This is a genomic window from Bradyrhizobium sp. 40 (assembly GCF_023100925.1).
GTDB lineage: Bacteria > Pseudomonadota > Alphaproteobacteria > Rhizobiales > Xanthobacteraceae > Bradyrhizobium.
The window spans coordinates 5,684,666-5,702,322 of the sequence record NZ_CP064688.1 but is presented as its reverse complement, the minus strand read 5'-3'; the positions used below and the strand labels follow the sequence as shown (position 1 = coordinate 5,702,322).

The following is a 17,657-nucleotide window of genomic DNA, read 5'->3' as shown; positions in this document are numbered from 1 at the left end:
GAGCCCTGATGTTTTCAAATCGTTTCAACCGCTGGACTGTTGCCGCCATCGCCCTCATGGGCACAGCGATCGCGACGGTCCCCGGCAGGGTCCTGGCGCAGACGCCGGATCATCCGTCCGACACGGCGGCGCAGTTTCCGACCCGAAACGATCTGAAGGCGCTGACCACTTCCGGCAGCTATCTCGCCGCCCGCCACGCCAGCGTCGAGCGCGATGCGGCCTCCGCCGCCGCGTTCTATCGCTCGGCCCTGCGCACCGATCCCAAGAACAACGAGCTGCTCGACCGCGCCTTCATCTCCTCGGTTGCCGACGGTGACATCGACGAGGCCGTCAAGCTCGCCGAGCGCATCCTGACCATCGACAAGACCAACCGCGTTGCGCGCCTCGTCGTCGGGGTGCACGATCTCAAGTTCAAGAAGTACGCGACGGCGCAGACCAACATCAACCAGTCGATCCGCGGTCCGATCACCGATCTCGTCGCCACGCTGCTGTCGGGCTGGGCCGCCTATGGCGCGGGCGATGCCAAGGGCGGCGTCGCCACCATCGACAAGCTGGCCGGTCCGGAATGGTATCCGCTGTTCAAGGATCTCCACGCCGGCATGATCCTCGAGCTCGCCGGCAAGGAGAAGGACGCGGGCACCCGGTTCGAGCGTGCCTACAAGCTCGACGATTCCATGTTGCGCGTCACCGAGGCCTATGCGCGCTGGCTGTCGCGTAACAAGGACTCGGCCGCCGCGACCACGGTCTACCAGGCTTTCGACAAGAAGCTCGCCCGCCATCCGCTCATCGTGGAAGGGTTGCGCGACACCAAGGCCGGCAAGAAGATGCCGCCGCTGGTTGATAGCGCGCAAGCCGGCGCCGCCGAAGCACTCTACGGCATCGGCGCCACACTGACCCGCCGCGGCGGCGAGGATCTGGCGCTGGTCTATCTCCAGCTCTCACTCTACCTCCAGCCCACCCATCCCCTGGCGCTGCTCTCGCTCGCCGATCTCTATGAATCGGTGAAGCGGCCGCAGATGGCGATCAAGGTCTACGAGCGCGTGCCGGCGTCCTCGCCGCTCAAGCGCAACGCCCAGATTCAGCTCGCCATCGATCTGGATTCCGCCGACCGCACCGACGAGGCGATCAAGATCCTCAAGGGCGTCACCACTGAGGATTCCAAGGATCTCGAAGCCATCATGGCGCTCGGCAACATCGAGCGCGGCCGCAAGAAGTTTGGCGAATGCGGCGCGACCTATTCGCAAGGCGTCGACGTGCTGCCGGCCGGCAACGACAAGGCCAACAGCGTCTGGTATTATTATCGCGGCATTTGCGAGGAGCGCTCCAAGCAGTGGGGCAAGGCCGAAGCCGACATGAAGAAGGCGCTCGAGCTGCAGCCCGACCAGCCCCACGTCCTCAACTATCTCGGCTATTCCTGGATCGACCAGGGCATCAATCTCGACGAAGGCATGAAGATGATCAAGCGGGCGGTCGAGCAGCGCCCGGATGACGGCTACATCGTCGACTCCCTTGGCTGGGCCTATTACCGCATCGGCAATTACGAGGACGCGGTGAAGAATCTCGAGCGCGCCATCGACCTCAAGCCCGAGGATCCCACCATCAACGATCACCTCGGCGACGCCTATTGGCGCGTCGGCCGCACGCTGGAAGCCAAGTTCCAGTGGGCGCACGCCCGCGATCTCAAGCCCGAAGCGGATGAGCTTCCGAAGATCGAGGCCAAGATTGCAAACGGAATGACCGACGACAATTCGAACTCCTCGGCTGCGCAGGCGGAGAAGGAGAAGAAGAAGGACGACGGCAAGGGCGGCTGAGCGAGTTGAAGTTGGGGGCGTGTCGTCTATGCCGGCGTTGATTGAAGAAGGGCGCGCGAAGGTCAATCTGAGCCTTCGCGTGGTCGGCCGTCGTGCCGACGGCTATCATGATCTCGAAAGCGTGGTCGCTTTTGCCGACTGCGCCGACCGGCTCACGCTGGAGCCCGGCGGCGAGCTGAAGCTCACCACGACGGGGCCGCTCGCGGCGGCCTGCGGCGATATGGCCGACAATCTCGTGTTCAAGGCGGCCAAGCTCCTGGCCGAAGCCGTCCCGAACCTGAAGCTGGGCGCCTTCGCGCTCGACAAGGTGCTCCCGGTCGCCGCCGGCATCGGCGGCGGCTCGGCCGACGCCGCGGCGGCGCTGCGGTTGCTGGCGCGTCTCAACGATCTGTCGCTCGACGACGCCCGCCTCCAGAAGGTTGCGCTTGCGACCGGTGCCGACGTGCCGGTGTGTCTGTTCTCGCGCGCCTGTGACATGACCGGTGTCGGCGAACAGCTGCTGCCGCTGGCGTTGCCGAGCATGCCCTGCGTGATGGTCAATCCGCGCGTGCCGGTCGCGACCAAGGATGTGTTTCAGGCGCTGGGCCTGCGCAACGGCGAACTCCTGGTCGGCGCCACGTCCGTCTTCGACGGTCCGGCCTGGCCGGGCGAGGGCGCCTCCATTGCCGATTGGGTCGACACGCTCGAGACCGTCGCCAACGATCTCGAAGCCCCCGCGATGCGCATCGAGCCTGTCATCGGCGACGTGCTGGAAGCCTTGCGTGGCTCCGCCGGCGTCAAGCTCGCCCGCATGTCCGGCTCGGGTGCGACGTGTTTTGCGATCTATGGCGCATTTGCCGAGGCGCATGCCGCCGCCGAGAAGATCCGCAGGGATCATTCGGGTTGGTGGGTGCACGCGGGGACGCTGAGCTAGGCCAGCCCGAGAAACCGCCGGATCTCGCCCAACACCTCTTGCGGCTTGTCATGTTGCAGCCAGTGTCCGGCGCCGGCGATGGTCTCGACACGCGCCTGCGGAAAGTAGCGCTCCAGGCCCGCGGCCCTCGCGCCAGCCAAAAAGCTTTCGCCGGCATTCAAGAGCAGCGTCGGACAGGTGATGCGCGACCACAGCGCGATGTGATCGTCCGGCCAGAGCCGGTGCGGCGCAGAGGCGCGCTGGTAGGGATCGAACTTCCAGCTATAGGTGCCGTCCTCGTTCTGCCGCGCGCCGTGGGTGGCGAGATGCAGCGCGAGGTCGCGGGACAGCCGCTTGTTGTGAAGGACCATCTGCGCCGCGGCGTCTTCGAGGGTCGAATAGCGGCGCGGTGCGCGGTCGTGCAGCTTGTCGAGCTGACCGACCCATTTGCCGATCCGCTCATGTACCGGCGGCTTTGGTGTATCCGGCAACATCGTCACGCCGTCGAGCACGACCAGCTTCGAGACCTGTTCGGGGAATGCCCCTGTAAAGATCAGGCTGACCATGCCGCCCATGGAATGGCCGATGAGAGTGACTTGAGGGGCCGCGACGGCACGGACGAGCTGGGCGAGATCGTACACATACTCCGTCAGCGCGTAGCTGCCGCCTTTGGTCCAGTCGGAATCGCCGTGCCCGCGCAGGTCGGGTGCGAGCACGTGAAAATGCGGCTGCAGCGACCGGGCGATGACGTCCCAGCTCCGGCAGTGATCGCGCCCGCCATGGACCAGGATGGCGACGGGCGCGCCATCGTTGCCCCAGTCGGCATAGTGCAGCCGCAGGCCGTGAGACTCGTAGATGCGGCTTTGCGGGGCGAGCATGGTGGCGCTATCCATTCACCGGCCGCCGCGCCAGCGCCAGCGACAGCCCGAGCCCTGCGATGAAGACGCCGGAACCCTGGGTGAGACGCCGCATCAGCTGCGGCCTTCCGATCAACTGCGTGCGTGTCGCGAAGGCCATCAGCACCACCACGATGTCGGCGAGCGTGTTCAGCGTCACCGAAATCGCACCCAACATGATGAATTGCAGCGTCGGGTTCGGTCCCGCCGGGTCGAGGAACTGCGGAATGAAGGCGAGGAAGAAGGCGGCGGTCTTCGGGTTCAGCGCCTCGACCAGCACGCCGTCGCGAAAGGCTTGCTTGTCGCCGATGGGCTCGCTGTCGAATGACAGCGCGCGGCCGGCGTTGCGAAAAGTCCTGATGCCGAGCCAGACCAGATAGAGCGCGCCGACAAATTTCACGGCGGCAAACAGCTCGGCGCTGGCAAGGATGATCGCAGAGATGCCGAGGCTGCCTGCGATCACATGAACCAGCCCGCCGAGCGCGGTGCCCGCGGTCGATGCAAAACCGCTGGCGCGCCCTTCCGACAGGGTCCGTGCCGCCACGTAGAAAATGCCTGGGCCGGGAACGGCGGCGATGAGACAAGCTGCGGCCAGGAACAGCCAGAAATTCGTGTTGATCATCCTGCTTTGGTAGCGATGCTTACCGCGATTGCAAGGCCCGTCGTTTTCAAGGCCCGTCGTTTTCAAGGCCCGTCGTTTTCAAGGCCCGTCGTTCAGACCATCCGGCGGAAGATCACGCTGGCATTCACCCCGCCGAAGCCGAACCCGTTCGAGATCGCGTGCTGCATCGGCATCGGGCGCGCCACACCGGCGACGATGTCGATGCCGTCCGCGCCCGGATCAAGGTTCTCGAGGTTGAGGGTCGGCGGCGCGATCTGGTCGCGCAGAGCGAGCACGGTGAAGATGGCCTCGAGCCCTCCGGCGGCGCCGAGCAGATGGCCGGTGGCCGATTTGGTCGCGCTCACGGCGATGCCGCGGTGACGACCGAACAGCGCGGCAATTGCGCCAAGCTCGCTCTCGTCGCCGGCCGGCGTTGACGTTGCATGCGCGTTCAGATGCTGCAAATCGGCAGGCGCAAGCTTCGCCTGCCGGAGCGCGATCTCCATGGCGCGCCGGGCGCCGTCGCCGTCAGGCGGACCCGATGTCATGTGATAGGCGTCGGCAGTCGTGCCGTATCCGACGATCTCCGCGATCGGCGTCGCGCCGCGCGCCAATGCATGCTCCAGCTCCTCGATCACCAGGATGCCGGCGCCTTCGCCCATGACAAAACCGTCGCGGTCGCGATCGAACGGGCGCGAGGCGCGCGCGTCATTGAACCCGCTCGATAGTGCGCGGGCCGCGGCAAAGCCGCCGAGGCTGACGATGTCGATGCAGGCTTCCGCACCGCCGCAGATCGCCACATCAGCCTCGCCCGCGCGGATCATGCGCGCGGCATCGCCGATCGCCTGAACGCCGGCGGCGCACGCCGTGACCGGTGTGCCCAGCGCTCCCTTGTAGCCGTATTTGATCGAGACGTGGCCGGCCGCGAGATTGGCGAGGAAGGAGGGGATCGTGAACGGCGACAGCCGGCGCGGGCCGCGTTGTTCGGTGATGCGCACCGCTTCCGCCATCGCCGGAAAGCCGCCGACGCCGGAGGCGATGATCGTCGCAGTCCTCTCCAAAGCCGCCGCGTCCTGCGGCGTCCAGCCGGCCTGCGCAACCGCCTCTGCGGTGGCGAGCAGCGCGAACAGGATGAAGCGGTCCATCTTGCGCTGGTCTTTCGGCGCGGCGGCCTGCGCGGGATCGAAGCCGCCGTCCACGTCATCGGCCTTGTCGGGCACGAGGCCGGCAATGCGTGCGGGCAGCGCCTGCGACCATTCCGGCAGCGGGCGCAGCCCGCTTTGACCGGCCAGGAGCCGGCGCCAGGACAGCTCGACACCGCAGCCAAGCGGCGACACCGCGCCTATTCCCGTCACGACGATACGACGCATGTCAGTCTCCAGCCGGCGCGACGGCCGGGTTCATGGCTTTGAGCGAGGTCAGCCGTTTGCGCATGACACGGCTGGCGCGGGGACCGGCGATGATGACCGCATTGGTGAGCGTGATCGGCTGCATGCCGGCGGCATCGACCACGACCGGATTGAATGGACGACGATCGTGCCGGTTCGCGAGCAGGATCGCTTCGCCCTTCGGTGCGAGATGCTTGTTGCCCCAGGCGAGTAGGGTTGCGACCACGGGGAAGAAGTCCCGCGCCTTGTCCGTCAGCACATATTCATAGCGCGGCGGCCGTTCATTGTAGCGGCGGCGGACGAACATGCCGCTTTCGGTGAGATGGGCCAACCGCCGCGACAGGATGTTCGGCGCGATCCCGAGGCTTTGCGAAAACTCGTCGAACTTCGTTGCGCCCTGGAAGGCATCCCGCAGGATCAAGATGCTCCACCATTCGCCGACCGTCTCCACGGCGCGGCCGACGGGACATTCCTGGATGGAGGCGAATTTGGGCTGCATGGTTCGAAAGTAGGCATGTAACTTTCAAAATGCAAGTGACGAGGGCAACTTCCCCGCGCGGGAGGACGAGGTGCGGGACTGCAAAACTGTCTCTGCGATCCGGATGCGAGTTGGCGAGCGACGCCTGCGCTCCTTGCTCCGTCATTGCGAGCGGAGCGAAGCAATCTAGAGTCCCTCTGCGAAAAGATTCTAGATTGCTTCGCTGCGTTCGCAGTGACGCTGTTGATGCAGTGGTGGCGCTACCTCAACGATGTCGTCCCGGCGAAGGCCGGGACCCATAGCCACGACTGTTGTTGTGGTGCACGATCGTTGCCACAGACGCTAAGACAACGCTGATCGGGGTAATAGGTCCCGGCCTTCGCCGGGACGGCACTGAGGGTGTGGCTACCAGCAAGCGATAAGGATGCAAGTAGCTAATGAGACCGTGCCAGACAGAACGCCACGACCTGCTCCAGCGCGCTCTTCATCGGCGAGGACGGGAATAGCGCCAGCGCGTCCACCGCCATGGCGCCGTAGTGCTGGGCGCGGCTGCGCGTGTCTTCGAGCGCACGATGCTTGTTCATCAACCCGATGGCGTGGTCGAGGTCGGTGTCGCCGATCTCGCCGCGCTCGAGCGCGCGGATCCAGAAGGCGCGCTCGGTGTCGTTGCCGCGGCGGAAGGCAAGCACGACGGGCAGCGTGATCTTGCCCTCGCGGAAATCGTCGCCGGTATTCTTGCCGAGCTTGGCGCTCTTTCCGCCATAGTCGAGCACGTCGTCGACGAGCTGGAAGGCGATGCCGAGATTCATGCCGACCGAGCGACAGGCGGTCTGCTCCGCCTTCGGGCGATTGGCGATCACGGGTCCGACCTCGCAGGCGGCCGCGAACAGCTCGGCCGTCTTGCCGCGGATCACGGCGAGATATTCGTCCTCGGTGGTCGCGGTGTTCTTGGCGGCGGCAAGCTGCATCACCTCGCCCTCGGCGATGGTGGCGGCGGCCGCGGAGAGAATGTCGAGCGCGCGGAGCGAGCCGACTTCGACCATCATGCGGAAGGCCTGGCCGAGCAGGAAGTCGCCGACCAGCACGCTCGCCTCATTGCCCCAGAGCATCCGTGCCGACAGCTTGCCGCGGCGCATCTCGCTTTCGTCGACGACGTCGTCATGGAGCAGGGTGGCGGTATGCATGAACTCGACGCTGGCGGCGAGCTTGATATGGCCGTCGCCGGTGTAGCCGGCGAGGTTGGCCATGGCCAGCGTCAGCATCGGCCGCAGGCGCTTGCCCCCGGAGGAGATCAAATGGTTGGCGACCTCCGGGATCATGGTCACGTCCGAACCGGTCCGCGACAGGATCGTGGCGTTGACGCGCTCCATGTCACCGGCGACAAGGGCAACCAGCTCTTCGATCGACGCGCCGGGAGTTTCGAAAGGTACGATGACGGCCACGCCGGTCTCCAATATTTGCCCCGGAAGGGCTATTCTGATGGAAAGACAATAGAAACTGGACGGGGATGCGGCAAGGGCCGTGGAACCATTGACATTTGGCGCTTAATCCCCGTCAGGCAGGAGGCCTGTGTTTTGCGAGAACTGGTTCGGACCAACGATATGGTGCTGGTGTCGGCGATCGGCGCGCTGCTCGACGGCGCCAACATCCATCATCTGGTGCTGGACCAGAACATGAGCATCATCGAGGGCTCGCTTGGCATTTTGCCGCGGCGGATCCTGGTCCATGATGACGACGCCCTCGAAGCCCGGCAGCTTCTGACCGAGGCCGGCCTCAGCCACGAACTGCGCGGCGATGAGTGAAGCACTGGCAGACCTCACCGAGGACGCCTTTCTCGGCGGGCAATTGCGGCTGAAGCAGAAGCGGTCCGGCCATCGCGCGGGGCACGACGCCATTCTGCTCGCGGCGGCGACGCAGGCGAGCGCGGGCGACCGTGTCGTCGATCTCGGCGCCGGCATCGGCACGGCCGGGCTTGCGTTGGCGCGGCGCGTTGCCGGGATCAGGCTCGGCCTGGTCGAGATCGATCCCGAGCTGGCGGAGCTTGCGCGCGCCAATGCGGCAGCGAATGCGATTGCCGCCGAGACGATCGTGCTCGACGTCACCGCGGACGCGCAGGCCTTCGCGGCCAGCGGGCTCGTGCCGGACAGCGTCGACGTGGTGCTGATGAACCCGCCCTTCAACGATCCCGCTCGCCATCGCGGCTCGCCCGATCAGGCGCGCCAGATCGCGCATGTGGCGACGGATGAGACGCTGAATGCCTGGGTGCACGCGGCGCGGCGCATCCTCCGCTCGAATGGCGCGCTGACATTGATTTGGCGCGCAGATGGGATCGCGGAGGTTTTGGCGGGACTGTCTCGCGGCTTCGGCAGTCTCGCGATTCTGCCGGTTCACGCTGAAGCCGAGCGGCCCGCGATCCGCGTGCTGGTGCGCGCGGTCAAGGGCGGGAGGGCCCCGGCACGATTGTTGCCGGGCCTCGTGCTCAACGAGGAATCACGCGTGCCTAAAAAAGAGGTGATGGATATTCTGGAGGGAAGGGCGGTTCTACCCCTGGTGGAGCCGTGCTGAGCTATTGCGGAAGCGATTCCGACTGCTGCTCTTGCGGAGTCGTCAGGCGGATCGCCATGAACAGCGCACCGATCAGCAGCATCAGCAGATAGATTTTCATGGCGTTCTCCGCTGGCCCATTGCAGCCTCTCAACGGGGTTTCTGCAAAACACGTTCCGGGCCCCTCCAATGACAGTCGCGTGATAAGAAATAGTTAATCAGAGGTAACGGCATGGCCGAACAATTGAACGATCGTGAGAGTTCCGGCCTGGCCGACAAGCTCATGCAATATCTGCCGGCGCGCTTCCGTCCCGGCACGGCCGTGGTGCCGGTGGTGCGGCTGTCCGGTGTGATCGGTGCAGTGACGCCGCTGCGCCCGGGCATGACGCTCGCGACCGTTTCGCGGGTGCTGGAGCGGGCGTTTTCGACGCGCAACGCCAAGGCGGTGGCGCTGGTGATCAATTCGCCCGGCGGCTCGCCGGTGCAGTCGCGCCAGATCTACCTGCGCATCAAGCAGCTCGCGGCGGAGAAGAAGCTGCCGGTGCTGGTGTTCGTCGAGGACGTCGCGGCCTCCGGCGGCTACATGATCGCCTGCGCCGGCGACGAGATCATCTGCGATCCGTCCTCGATCCTCGGTTCGATCGGCGTGGTCGGCGGCAGCTTTGGTTTCCAGGAGGCGATCAAGCGGCTCGGCATCGAGCGGCGCCTCTACACCGCCGGCGCGCACAAGGCGATGCTCGACCCGTTTCTCCCTGAAAACCCCGACGACGTCGCCAAGCTGAAGGCGCTCCAGCGCGAGATCCACCAGATCTTCATCGCGCTGGTGAAGGAAAGCCGCGGCGCGCGGTTGAAGGGCTCCGACGACACCCTGTTCACAGGCGAATACTGGGCCGGCGAGAGTTCGATCGCGCTGGGGCTCGCCGACAGCATCGGCGATCTCCGCTCAACTCTTCGTGCCCGCTTTGGCGAGAAGGTTCTCACCCCCGTGATTGCCCAGCCGACCGGTCTGCTCTCCGGCGTTTTGGGTCGGAAATCGCCCGGCGCGGGGCAGCTTTCGGCCATGGAATCAATGGCCAGCCTGCCGGACGAGCTGATCTCCGCGGTCGAGACGCGGGCGATTTGGGCGAAATTCGGATTCTAGACGGAGCCCTGCCGCGCCATTTGGCCCCAAGGAGACTTGAAGCCGTGCCAATTGCGGCGCGGCCCGGTCTGCGCAAGAATGCGCGTGGGGGCTGAGCATTGTGAACAAGGAACGACCGATGCCGCCGTTCGTCGCATTCGCGGGCGTCCTGGGCGGGCTTGCCGTGGTCCGCTGGGCCTACAAGACCGCTGTCAGGATCAACCAGGAGCTGGAGGAGATGCGCCTCTCGCGCGTCGCCGAGGCCGCCCATAGGGGGGCCGTCCAGACGCTGAAACAGGATCCGGTGACCGGAGCCTATCGGCCGGGTTAGCTGCTGCGCTCGTCATGGCCGGGCTTGTCCCGGCCATCCACGCCTTGCCTGACGCACGAAGAACGTGGATGCCCGGGCATGACGGGATTGGCCCCCTTTGCCTTGATTCCCACCCCTGCCGTCGATACGGTCCCGCGCGATTCAACCCCCCGCGAGAGCTCGATCTGACGATGGACGCCTCCTTGCCCGCCCATATGCGCCCGGAACGCTCGTTCCAGGGCTTCATCCTCGCGCTCCAGCGGTTCTGGGCCGAGCAGGGCTGCGTGATCCTGCAGCCCTACGACATGGAAATGGGTGCGGGTACCTTCCATCCGGCGACCACGCTGCGCGCACTCGGGCCAAAGCCCTGGAATGCGGCCTATGTGCAGCCCTCGCGCCGGCCCAAGGACGGCCGCTACGGCGAGAATCCGAACCGGATGCAGCACTACTACCAGTTCCAGGTGATCATGAAGCCGTCGCCACCGAACCTTCAGGAGCTGTATCTGAAGTCGCTAGCCGCGATCGGCATCGATTCCGCCGTGCACGACATTCGCTTCGTCGAGGACGACTGGGAGAGCCCGACGCTGGGTGCCTGGGGCCTCGGCTGGGAGTGCTGGTGCGACGGCATGGAAGTCAGCCAGTTCACCTATTTCCAGCAGGTTGCGGGTGTCGAATGCGCGCCGGTCGCGGGCGAGCTCACCTACGGGCTCGAGCGCCTCGCGATGTATGTGCAGGGCGTCGATCGCGTCTACGACCTCAACTTCAACGGCCGCGACGGTGACGCCAAGGTCACCTATGGCGATGTCTTCCTCCAGGCCGAGCGGGAATATTCGAAGCACAATTTTGAGATCGCCGACACCGCGATGCTGTTCGAGCAGTTCAAGATGGCCGAAGCGGCTTGCAGGAAATATCTCGAGGCCGGCTGGAAAGATGGCAAGCGCGAGGCGCATTTGATGTCGCTGCCGGCCTATGACCAATGCATCAAGGCGAGCCACGTGTTCAACCTGCTCGACGCGCGCGGCGTGATCTCGGTGACGGAGCGGCAGAGCTACATTCTTCGCGTGCGCGAATTGGCAAAGGCTTGCGGCGAGGCCTGGATACATACTGAAGCGGGCGGAGCGGCCTGATGCCCGATCTTTTGCTTGAACTATTCTCCGAAGAGATCCCCGCGCGCATGCAGGCCAAGGCGGCCGACGATCTGCGCCGCATGGTCACCGACAAGCTCGTCGCCGAAGGTCTCGTCTACGAGGGCGCGAAGGCGTTCGCGACGCCGCGCCGCCTTGCGCTTACCGTGCACGGCATCCCTGCGCGCCAGCCTGACCTGAAGACCGAACGCCGCGGACCGAAGATCGGCGCGGCCGATGCGGCCGTGCAGGGTTTTCTGAAAGCGACCGGTTTGACGTCTCTGGATGAGGCCAAGATCCAGCGCGATCCGAAGGGCGACTTCTACATCGCGCTGATCGAGAAGCTCGGCCGCGACGCGATCGACGTGCTCGCGGAAATCCTTCCCGTGATCATCCGCACCTTCCCCTGGCCGAAATCGATGCGCTGGGGTGCGCGCTCCGGCAAGCCGGGCTCGCTGAGCTGGGTGCGTCCGCTGCACGCGATCACCGCGACGTTCGGGCTCGAAACCGAAGAGCCCGATGTCATCAAATTCTCGGTGGACGGCATTGAGGCCGGCCAGACCACCTACGGCCATCGTTTCATGGCACCTAGCGCGATTTCCGTGCGCCGCTTCGAGGATTACGAAGCGAAGCTGAAGGCTGCCAAGGTCATCCTCGATCCGCAGGCGCGCAAGGACATCATCTTTGCCGACGCCAAGGAGCTGACGTTCGCCCAAGGGTTCGAACTGGTCGAGGACCAGGTGCTGCTCGATGAGGTTTCGGGCCTCGTCGAATGGCCCGTCGTCATGATGGGATCGTTCGAAGCGGAATATCTCGCGATCCCCGAAGAGGTGATCCGCGCCACCATCCGCAACAACCAGAAGTGCTTCGTAGTCAGGGATTCCAAGACGGGCAAGCTGACCAACAAGTTCGTCCTCACGGCGAACATCGAGGCGGCCGACGGCGGCAAGACCATCGTCGCCGGCAACGAGCGCGTGATCCGTCCGCGCCTGGCGGATGCGAAGTTCTTCTATGAAACGGACCTGAAGACGAAGCTCGAGGATCGCCTGCCGAAGTTCGAGCAGATCGTGTTTCACGAGAAGCTCGGCACCCAGGCTGAACGCATCAAGCGCATCGAGCGTCTCGTCGCCGAGATCGCACCGCTGGTCGGCGCCGATGTCGCAAAGGCCACGCGGGCCGCGCATCTGGCGAAGGCGGATTTGCTGACCGAAGTCGTCGGCGAATTCCCCGAGGTGCAGGGCCTGATCGGCAAGTACTACGCGCTGGCCCAGGGCGAGGATGCCTCGGTGGCCGCCGCTTGCGAGGAGCACTACAAGCCGCAGGGGCCCGCGGATCGCGTGCCGACCGATCCGGTCAGCGTCGCAGTGGCGCTCGCGGACAAGCTCGATACGCTGGTGGGCTTCTGGGCAATCGACGAGAAGCCGACGGGAAGCAAGGACCCGTATGCGCTGCGTCGTGCGGCGCTGGGCGTGATCAGGCTGATCACCGAGAACGGACTGCGTCTGTCGCTTATGAAGATGGCGGCATCCGCACTCGCCGCCTTGTCCTTGAAGCCTGCCGATGCGCAGAAGCTTCCGAGCGACCTGCTCGCCTTCTTCGCAGATCGCCTGAAAGTTCAGCTCCGCGAGCAGGGCGCGCGGCACGATCTCGTCGACGCCGTGTTCGCGCTCGGTGGCCAGGATGACCTTCTGATGATCGTCCGCCGCGTCGAGGCGCTCGGCAAATTCCTCGAGTCCGAGGACGGCAAGAATTTGCTCGCCGGCATCAAGCGCGCCAGCAATATCCTCGGCATCGAGGAGAAGAAGGACAAGCGCACGTTCGACGGGGCGCCGGATGCCGCGCTCTACGGTCTCGGCGAGGAGAAGGCGCTGGCCAAGGCGATCGGCGAGGTGACGGCGGAGGCAAGCGCTGCTGTCGCGAAGGAAGATTTCGCGGCCGCAATGAGTGCGATGGCCAAGCTACGTCCGCCGGTCGATGCGTTCTTCGAGAAAGTTCGCGTCAACGACGACGATGCGAAGGTGCGCGAGAACCGCCTGAAGCTGCTCAACGAGATCCGCAGCGCCACGCGTGCGGTGGCGGATTTCTCGAAGATCCAGGATTGAGCGCGGTTTGGGCGCAATGAACACCGTCATGCCCGGGCTTGTCCCGGGCATTCACGTCCTGCTTCTCGTGGAGACGCGTGGATGGCCGGGACAAGCCCGGCCATGACGACGGAGTTGCTGGCCGCATTACTGTGCGCGAAGAGTGTCCACACAAAAAAGCCCCGCCCGGCGGGGGGAGGACCGGGCGGGGCCTGATGTCCGACTCTACTGCTCGCGTCAGCCTGATTGATGTGACGCGCCGGACACCTAGTCGATCCCGTGAAAGTGCTAGTCCATCACCTCGACGATGCGTCGCGAGCGCGGCTCGACCAGCACGGTCTCGCCGTTCACGACGGTGTAGCGATAGGTGGTGGCGCCGAAACGCTGCGGCACGTCATAATAGGTGACGCCGCTTTCAGGTAACGTGGCACCGACCACCACGCGATCCGGGATGCGGAAAGCCGGTACGCGTTGTTCGACGACATAGTCGCGGAAAGCCGGCCGCTGCTCGACGGCAATGGTCGGGCCGCTGTCGACGACGACGGGCGCGCGTCCCACTGTGACGCCGCTTTGCGCCTGCGCCGCAAGGGGCGAGCCGATCGCGGCCGCGAGCGCTGCAAGAGCAAGAATCCTGTTCCGCATGGGCAACTCCTTCGAGAAGGTTTCGGGAAGCGCCAATGGCGCGACCGGTTGCCAATGCATGCGTCTCGGCGATGTTCCGGAAAACGCCCGCCGCATTCGCGGCATTTTCGGGCTGTTTTCGCGGATCTGGGAACTCGCGCGCGCCCGATGCGTCTCTACCCGCGGAACCCAGTCCGCTATGATCCCGCCGCGATTCGCCCCTACCCCACGGAAAGAAAATTCATGCACATCACCGTCGCCCATATCTCGCCGATCCTGTCGCTGCTTGCGGGTGTGCTCATCCTGATCATGCCGCGCCTCCTGAACCTGATCGTCGCGATTTTTCTCATTATAAATGGTGCGATCGGGCTCGGATTGTTGAAGTGGCTCCATCTCTAGGCCTTCATTCTACGGAACTCTTCGACTTGCGCGGACCTGCCCAAAGTGGTGTAAGGCCCGCAATTACCCATTCCTCTCGCAGGTTGTGTGCAAGCTATGGCCAAAGCCGCCTCGAAAACTCCAGCGAAAATGCCAGCGAAATCAAAGTCCTCCGCCAAGGCGAAAGCCGCGCCGGCGGCCCGCAAGGCACTTGCCAAGCGCGCCCCGAAGCCCGTGGCCAAAGCCGCTGTTAAGCCGCTGGCCAAGCCGGCTGTGAAGCCTGCCGCCAAGTCGGTTTCCAAGGCTGTTGCAAAGGCACCGACGAAACCGGTTGCGCCGAAGGTTGCCGTGAAGCCGGCACCGAGCAAGGCTGCTTCAAGCAAGGCCGCGCCTGTTGCGGCCAAGGCTGCGGCCAAGGCCGGCAAGTGGGTGTTCACGTTCGGCGACGGCAAGGCCGAGGGCAAAGCGGAGATGCGCGACCTGCTCGGCGGCAAGGGCGCCAACCTCGCCGAGATGGCCAATCTCGGCCTGCCGGTGCCTCCGGGCTTCACCATCCCGACCTCGGTCTGCACCTATTTCTACGCGCACGACAAATCCTACCCCAAGGAACTGCGGTCGCAGGTTGAGAAGGCGCTCGATCATGTCGGCAAGTTGACCGGCAAGATCTTCGGCGATTCCAGGAACCCGCTGCTCGTCTCCGTGCGTTCCGGCGGCCGCGCCTCGATGCCGGGCATGATGGACACCGTGCTCAATCTCGGCCTCAACGACGAAACCGTGGAAGCGCTCTCGGAACTGTCGGGCGATCGCCGCTTCGCCTATGACAGCTATCGCCGCTTCATCACCATGTATTCGGACGTGGTGCTCGGCTTCGAGCATCATCATTTCGAGGAAATCCTCGACACCTTCAAGGACAGCCAGGGCTACACGCTCGACACGGATCTCACCGCCGACGACTGGGTCGATCTGGTCGGCAAGTACAAGGACGCGGTCGCTCGCGAAACCGGCAAGGATTTTCCGCAGGATCCGCACGACCAGCTCTGGGGCGCGATTGGCGCCGTGTTTTCATCCTGGATGAACGCCCGAGCGGTGACCTACCGCAGGCTGCACGACATTCCGGAATCCTGGGGCACCGCGGTCAACGTGCAGGCCATGGTGTTCGGCAACATGGGCGAGACCTCGGCGACCGGCGTTGCCTTCACGCGCAATCCCTCGACCGGCGAGAGCAAGCTCTACGGCGAGTTCCTGATCAACGCGCAAGGCGAGGACGTGGTCGCCGGCATCCGCACGCCGCAGGACATCACCGAGGAAGCGCGGAAGGACTCGGGCTCCGACAAGGCGTCGATGGAATCGGCGATGCCGGAGGCCTTCAAGGAGCTGACGCGGATCTACACGCTGCTCGAGAAGCACTACCGCGACATGCAGGACATGGAGTTCACGGTCGAACAGGGCAAGCTCTGGATGCTGCAGACCCGTGGCGGCAAGCGCACCGCGAAAGCGGCGCTCCGCATCGCGGTCGAACTCGCCAATGAAGGCCTGATCACCAAGAAGGAAGCGGTGACGCGGATCGACCCGGCCTCGCTCGACCAGCTGCTGCATCCGACCATCGACCCCAACGCCAAGCGCGACGTGATCGCGACCGGCCTGCCGGCCTCGCCGGGTGCGGCCTCCGGCGAGATCGTGTTCTCCTCGGACGAAGCGGCCAAGCTTCAGGCCGACGGACGCAAGGTGATTCTGGTCCGGATTGAGACCAGCCCCGAAGACATCCACGGCATGCACGCCGCCGAAGGCATCTTGACCACCCGCGGCGGCATGACCTCGCACGCTGCGGTGGTCGCGCGCGGCATGGGCAAGCCCTGCGTCTCCGGCTGCGGCACCATCCGGGTCGATTACGGCCGCGGCACCATGAGCATCGGCTCGCGCACCTTCAAGACCGGCGACGTCATCACCATCGACGGCTCGCTCGGCCAGGTGCTTGCCGGCCGCATGCCGATGATCGAGCCCGAGCTGTCCGGCGAGTTCGGCACGCTGATGAAATGGGCCGACCAGGTCCGCAAGATCGGCGTGCGCGTCAACGCGGACACGCCGGAGGACGCGCACACCGCGATCAAGTTCGGCGCGGAAGGCATCGGTCTCTGCCGTACCGAGCACATGTTCTTCGAGGAGACGCGCATCCGCACGGTGCGCGAGATGATCCTCTCCGAGGACGAGCAGTCGCGCCGCGCTGCGCTGGCAAAGCTGCTGCCGATGCAGCGCGCCGACTTCGTCGAGCTGTTCGAGATCATGAAGGGCCTGCCCGTCACGATCCGTTTGCTTGATCCGCCGCTGCACGAGTTCCTGCCGCACACCCATGCCGAGGTCGAGGAAGTGGCGCGCGCCATGAACACCGACCCGCGGCGCCTGGCCGACCGCGCGCGCGAGCTGTCGGAGTTCAATCCGATGCTCGGCTTCCGCGGCTGCCGTATCGCGATCGCCTATCCCGAGATCGCCGAGATGCAGGCGCGTGCGATCTTCGAGGCGGCGGTCGAGGCCGAGAAGCGCACCGGCAAGGCCGTCGGCCTCGAGGTGATGGTGCCGCTGATCGCCACCAAGATGGAGCTCGACCTCGTCAAGGCGCGCATCGATTCCACCGCGAAGGCGGTGATGCGCGACACCAACACCAAGCTGACCTATCAGGTCGGCACAATGATCGAGCTGCCGCGCGCTTGCCTGCTCGCGGCCGAGATCGCGGAGAGCGCCGAGTTCTTCTCGTTCGGTACCAACGACCTCACGCAGACGACGTACGGCATCAGCCGTGACGATGCCGCGAGCTTCCTCGGCACCTACGTGTCCAAGGGCATCCTGCCGATCGATCCCTTTGTCGCGCTCGACCAGGAAGGCGTCGGCGAGCTCGTCAAGATCGGCGTCGCACGCGGTCGTAAGACGCGCGCCTCGCTCAAGGTCGGCATCTGCGGCGAGCACGGCGGCGATCCCGCCTCCGTCGCCTTCTGCCATGCGATCGGCCTCGACTACGTCTCCTGCTCGCCCTACCGCGTCCCGATCGCCCGCCTCGCCGCCGCGCAAGCCGCGCTCGGCAAGGCGGTGGCGAGCCAGGCATAAGCGGAGCGGCGACTTGAAATATTGAGAGCGAAAGAGGCGGGGCAAAACCCCGCCTCTTTTCATTTTGAGGCTCGACTGCTTCCACATCGTCATTGCGAGCGCAGCGAAGCAACCCAGCATCTTTCCGCGGCAGCAGTCTGGATTGCTTCGTCGCGAGAGCTCCTCGCATTGACGCGCTTGAGGCGCGTGCGTGTGAGCACATCGCAGTAGCGGGAACTCAGCGTGCGTCCCGTACGAGACGTGCGCGCAAGAGTTCCTTCACCATTTGCGTTGACCAATTGTTTACCTCGCCGCGTGAGAGCGCATTTACCAAGGTG

General features: G+C 65.1%; 16 protein-coding genes. 10 read left to right on the top strand and 6 right to left on the bottom strand.

Features of this window, described 5'->3' with window-relative positions:
- The first annotated feature begins 8 nt into the window (after positions 1-8).
- Both IVB40_RS27430 and IVB40_RS27425 read left to right on the top strand, forming a co-directional pair.
- Positions 9-1,811 carry a tetratricopeptide repeat protein gene (locus IVB40_RS27430; RefSeq protein WP_027568607.1) on the top strand — a complete coding sequence of 601 codons (1,803 nt, stop codon included), beginning with the start codon at positions 9-11 and terminating at the stop codon, positions 1,809-1,811.
- 28 nt (positions 1,812-1,839) lie between these two features.
- Positions 1,840-2,724, top strand: a complete 885-nt coding sequence (locus IVB40_RS27425) for a 4-(cytidine 5'-diphospho)-2-C-methyl-D-erythritol kinase (protein ID WP_247399848.1) — start codon at positions 1,840-1,842, stop codon at positions 2,722-2,724.
- Here the strand turns inward: IVB40_RS27425 and IVB40_RS27420 are convergent.
- The 5 genes from IVB40_RS27420 to IVB40_RS27400 all read right to left on the bottom strand — a co-directional run bounded on the left by IVB40_RS27420 (position 2,721) and on the right by IVB40_RS27400 (position 7,508).
- Positions 2,721-3,581 carry an alpha/beta hydrolase gene (locus IVB40_RS27420; RefSeq protein WP_247291430.1) on the bottom strand — a complete coding sequence of 287 codons (861 nt, stop codon included), beginning with the start codon at positions 3,579-3,581 and terminating at the stop codon, positions 2,721-2,723. The genes IVB40_RS27425 and IVB40_RS27420 overlap by 4 nt on opposite strands.
- A 7-nt stretch (positions 3,582-3,588) precedes the next feature.
- Positions 3,589-4,221 (bottom strand): LysE family translocator, encoded by a 633-nt coding sequence (locus IVB40_RS27415; RefSeq protein ID WP_247816857.1) that lies wholly within the window; start codon positions 4,219-4,221, stop codon positions 3,589-3,591.
- A gap of 92 nt (positions 4,222-4,313) precedes the next feature.
- A complete protein-coding gene (fabF, locus tag IVB40_RS27410; RefSeq protein ID WP_247816856.1) occupies positions 4,314-5,570 on the bottom strand; it encodes a beta-ketoacyl-ACP synthase II in 1,257 nt (418 codons plus the stop codon).
- A gap of 1 nt (position 5,571) precedes the next feature.
- Positions 5,572-6,087: a helix-turn-helix domain-containing protein gene (locus IVB40_RS27405; RefSeq protein WP_247816855.1), complete on the bottom strand. Its 516-nt coding sequence runs from the start codon at positions 6,085-6,087 to the stop codon at positions 5,572-5,574.
- A 413-nt stretch (positions 6,088-6,500) separates the two neighbouring features.
- Positions 6,501-7,508 (bottom strand): polyprenyl synthetase family protein, encoded by a 1,008-nt coding sequence (locus tag IVB40_RS27400; protein WP_007594965.1) that lies wholly within the window; start codon positions 7,506-7,508, stop codon positions 6,501-6,503.
- Between the two features lie 132 nt (positions 7,509-7,640).
- Here IVB40_RS27400 and IVB40_RS27395 point away from each other — a divergent pair, with 132 nt between their 5' ends.
- The 6 genes from IVB40_RS27395 (at position 7,641) to glyS (ending at position 13,266) form a co-directional block, all read left to right on the top strand.
- A complete protein-coding gene (locus tag IVB40_RS27395; RefSeq protein ID WP_247816854.1) occupies positions 7,641-7,868 on the top strand; it encodes a DUF2007 domain-containing protein in 228 nt (75 codons plus the stop codon).
- On the top strand, positions 7,861-8,631 hold the full coding sequence (locus IVB40_RS27390; RefSeq protein ID WP_247816853.1) for a methyltransferase: 771 nt from the start codon (positions 7,861-7,863) through the stop codon (positions 8,629-8,631). Before IVB40_RS27395 ends, IVB40_RS27390 begins: the two co-directional genes overlap by 8 nt.
- A 211-nt stretch (positions 8,632-8,842) precedes the next feature.
- Complete coding sequence (locus IVB40_RS27385; protein ID WP_247816852.1) at positions 8,843-9,751, top strand: S49 family peptidase; 909 nt, start codon at positions 8,843-8,845, stop codon at positions 9,749-9,751.
- A 118-nt stretch (positions 9,752-9,869) separates the two neighbouring features.
- Positions 9,870-10,061 carry a hypothetical protein gene (locus tag IVB40_RS27380; RefSeq protein WP_007607173.1) on the top strand — a complete coding sequence of 64 codons (192 nt, stop codon included), beginning with the start codon at positions 9,870-9,872 and terminating at the stop codon, positions 10,059-10,061.
- A gap of 170 nt (positions 10,062-10,231) precedes the next feature.
- A complete protein-coding gene (locus IVB40_RS27375) occupies positions 10,232-11,167 on the top strand; it encodes a glycine--tRNA ligase subunit alpha (RefSeq protein WP_027568615.1) in 936 nt (311 codons plus the stop codon).
- Positions 11,167-13,266: a glycine--tRNA ligase subunit beta gene (gene glyS / locus IVB40_RS27370; protein WP_247816851.1), complete on the top strand. Its 2,100-nt coding sequence runs from the start codon at positions 11,167-11,169 to the stop codon at positions 13,264-13,266. Before IVB40_RS27375 ends, glyS begins: the two co-directional genes overlap by 1 nt.
- 267 nt (positions 13,267-13,533) lie before the next feature.
- On the opposite strand, the gene IVB40_RS27365 is transcribed toward glyS, so the two are convergent.
- Positions 13,534-13,887 carry a DUF1236 domain-containing protein gene (locus IVB40_RS27365; RefSeq protein WP_027568617.1) on the bottom strand — a complete coding sequence of 118 codons (354 nt, stop codon included), beginning with the start codon at positions 13,885-13,887 and terminating at the stop codon, positions 13,534-13,536.
- Positions 13,888-14,109: 222 nt separating this feature from the next.
- Here IVB40_RS27365 and IVB40_RS27360 point away from each other — a divergent pair, with 222 nt between their 5' ends.
- Positions 14,110-14,265 carry a DUF3096 domain-containing protein gene (locus tag IVB40_RS27360; RefSeq protein ID WP_007594951.1) on the top strand — a complete coding sequence of 52 codons (156 nt, stop codon included), beginning with the start codon at positions 14,110-14,112 and terminating at the stop codon, positions 14,263-14,265.
- A gap of 96 nt (positions 14,266-14,361) precedes the next feature.
- Entirely contained in the window at positions 14,362-17,340 is a 2,979-nt protein-coding gene (ppdK, locus tag IVB40_RS27355; RefSeq protein WP_247816850.1) for a pyruvate, phosphate dikinase, read from the top strand.
- The last annotated feature ends 317 nt before the right edge of the window (positions 17,341-17,657 follow it).

Bases quoted from the DNA above. Each gene is read 5' to 3' on its own strand.
- IVB40_RS27430 (WP_027568607.1), top strand. From the start codon at position 9: ATGTTTTCAAATCGTTTCAACCGCTGGACTGTTGCCGCCATCGCCCTC.
- IVB40_RS27425 (WP_247399848.1), top strand. From the start codon at position 1,840: ATGCCGGCGTTGATTGAAGAAGGGCGCGCGAAGGTCAATCTGAGCCTT.
- IVB40_RS27420 (WP_247291430.1), bottom strand. From the start codon at position 3,581: ATGCTCGCCCCGCAAAGCCGCATCTACGAGTCTCACGGCCTGCGGCTG.
- IVB40_RS27415 (WP_247816857.1), bottom strand. From the start codon at position 4,221: ATGATCAACACGAATTTCTGGCTGTTCCTGGCCGCAGCTTGTCTCATC.
- fabF (WP_247816856.1), bottom strand. From the start codon at position 5,570: ATGCGTCGTATCGTCGTGACGGGAATAGGCGCGGTGTCGCCGCTTGGC.
- IVB40_RS27405 (WP_247816855.1), bottom strand. From the start codon at position 6,087: ATGCAGCCCAAATTCGCCTCCATCCAGGAATGTCCCGTCGGCCGCGCC.
- IVB40_RS27390 (WP_247816853.1), top strand. From the start codon at position 7,861: ATGAGTGAAGCACTGGCAGACCTCACCGAGGACGCCTTTCTCGGCGGG.
- IVB40_RS27385 (WP_247816852.1), top strand. From the start codon at position 8,843: ATGGCCGAACAATTGAACGATCGTGAGAGTTCCGGCCTGGCCGACAAG.
- IVB40_RS27380 (WP_007607173.1), top strand. From the start codon at position 9,870: ATGCCGCCGTTCGTCGCATTCGCGGGCGTCCTGGGCGGGCTTGCCGTG.
- IVB40_RS27375 (WP_027568615.1), top strand. From the start codon at position 10,232: ATGGACGCCTCCTTGCCCGCCCATATGCGCCCGGAACGCTCGTTCCAG.
- glyS (WP_247816851.1), top strand. From the start codon at position 11,167: ATGCCCGATCTTTTGCTTGAACTATTCTCCGAAGAGATCCCCGCGCGC.
- IVB40_RS27365 (WP_027568617.1), bottom strand. From the start codon at position 13,887: ATGCGGAACAGGATTCTTGCTCTTGCAGCGCTCGCGGCCGCGATCGGC.
- IVB40_RS27360 (WP_007594951.1), top strand. From the start codon at position 14,110: ATGCACATCACCGTCGCCCATATCTCGCCGATCCTGTCGCTGCTTGCG.
- ppdK (WP_247816850.1), top strand. From the start codon at position 14,362: ATGGCCAAAGCCGCCTCGAAAACTCCAGCGAAAATGCCAGCGAAATCA.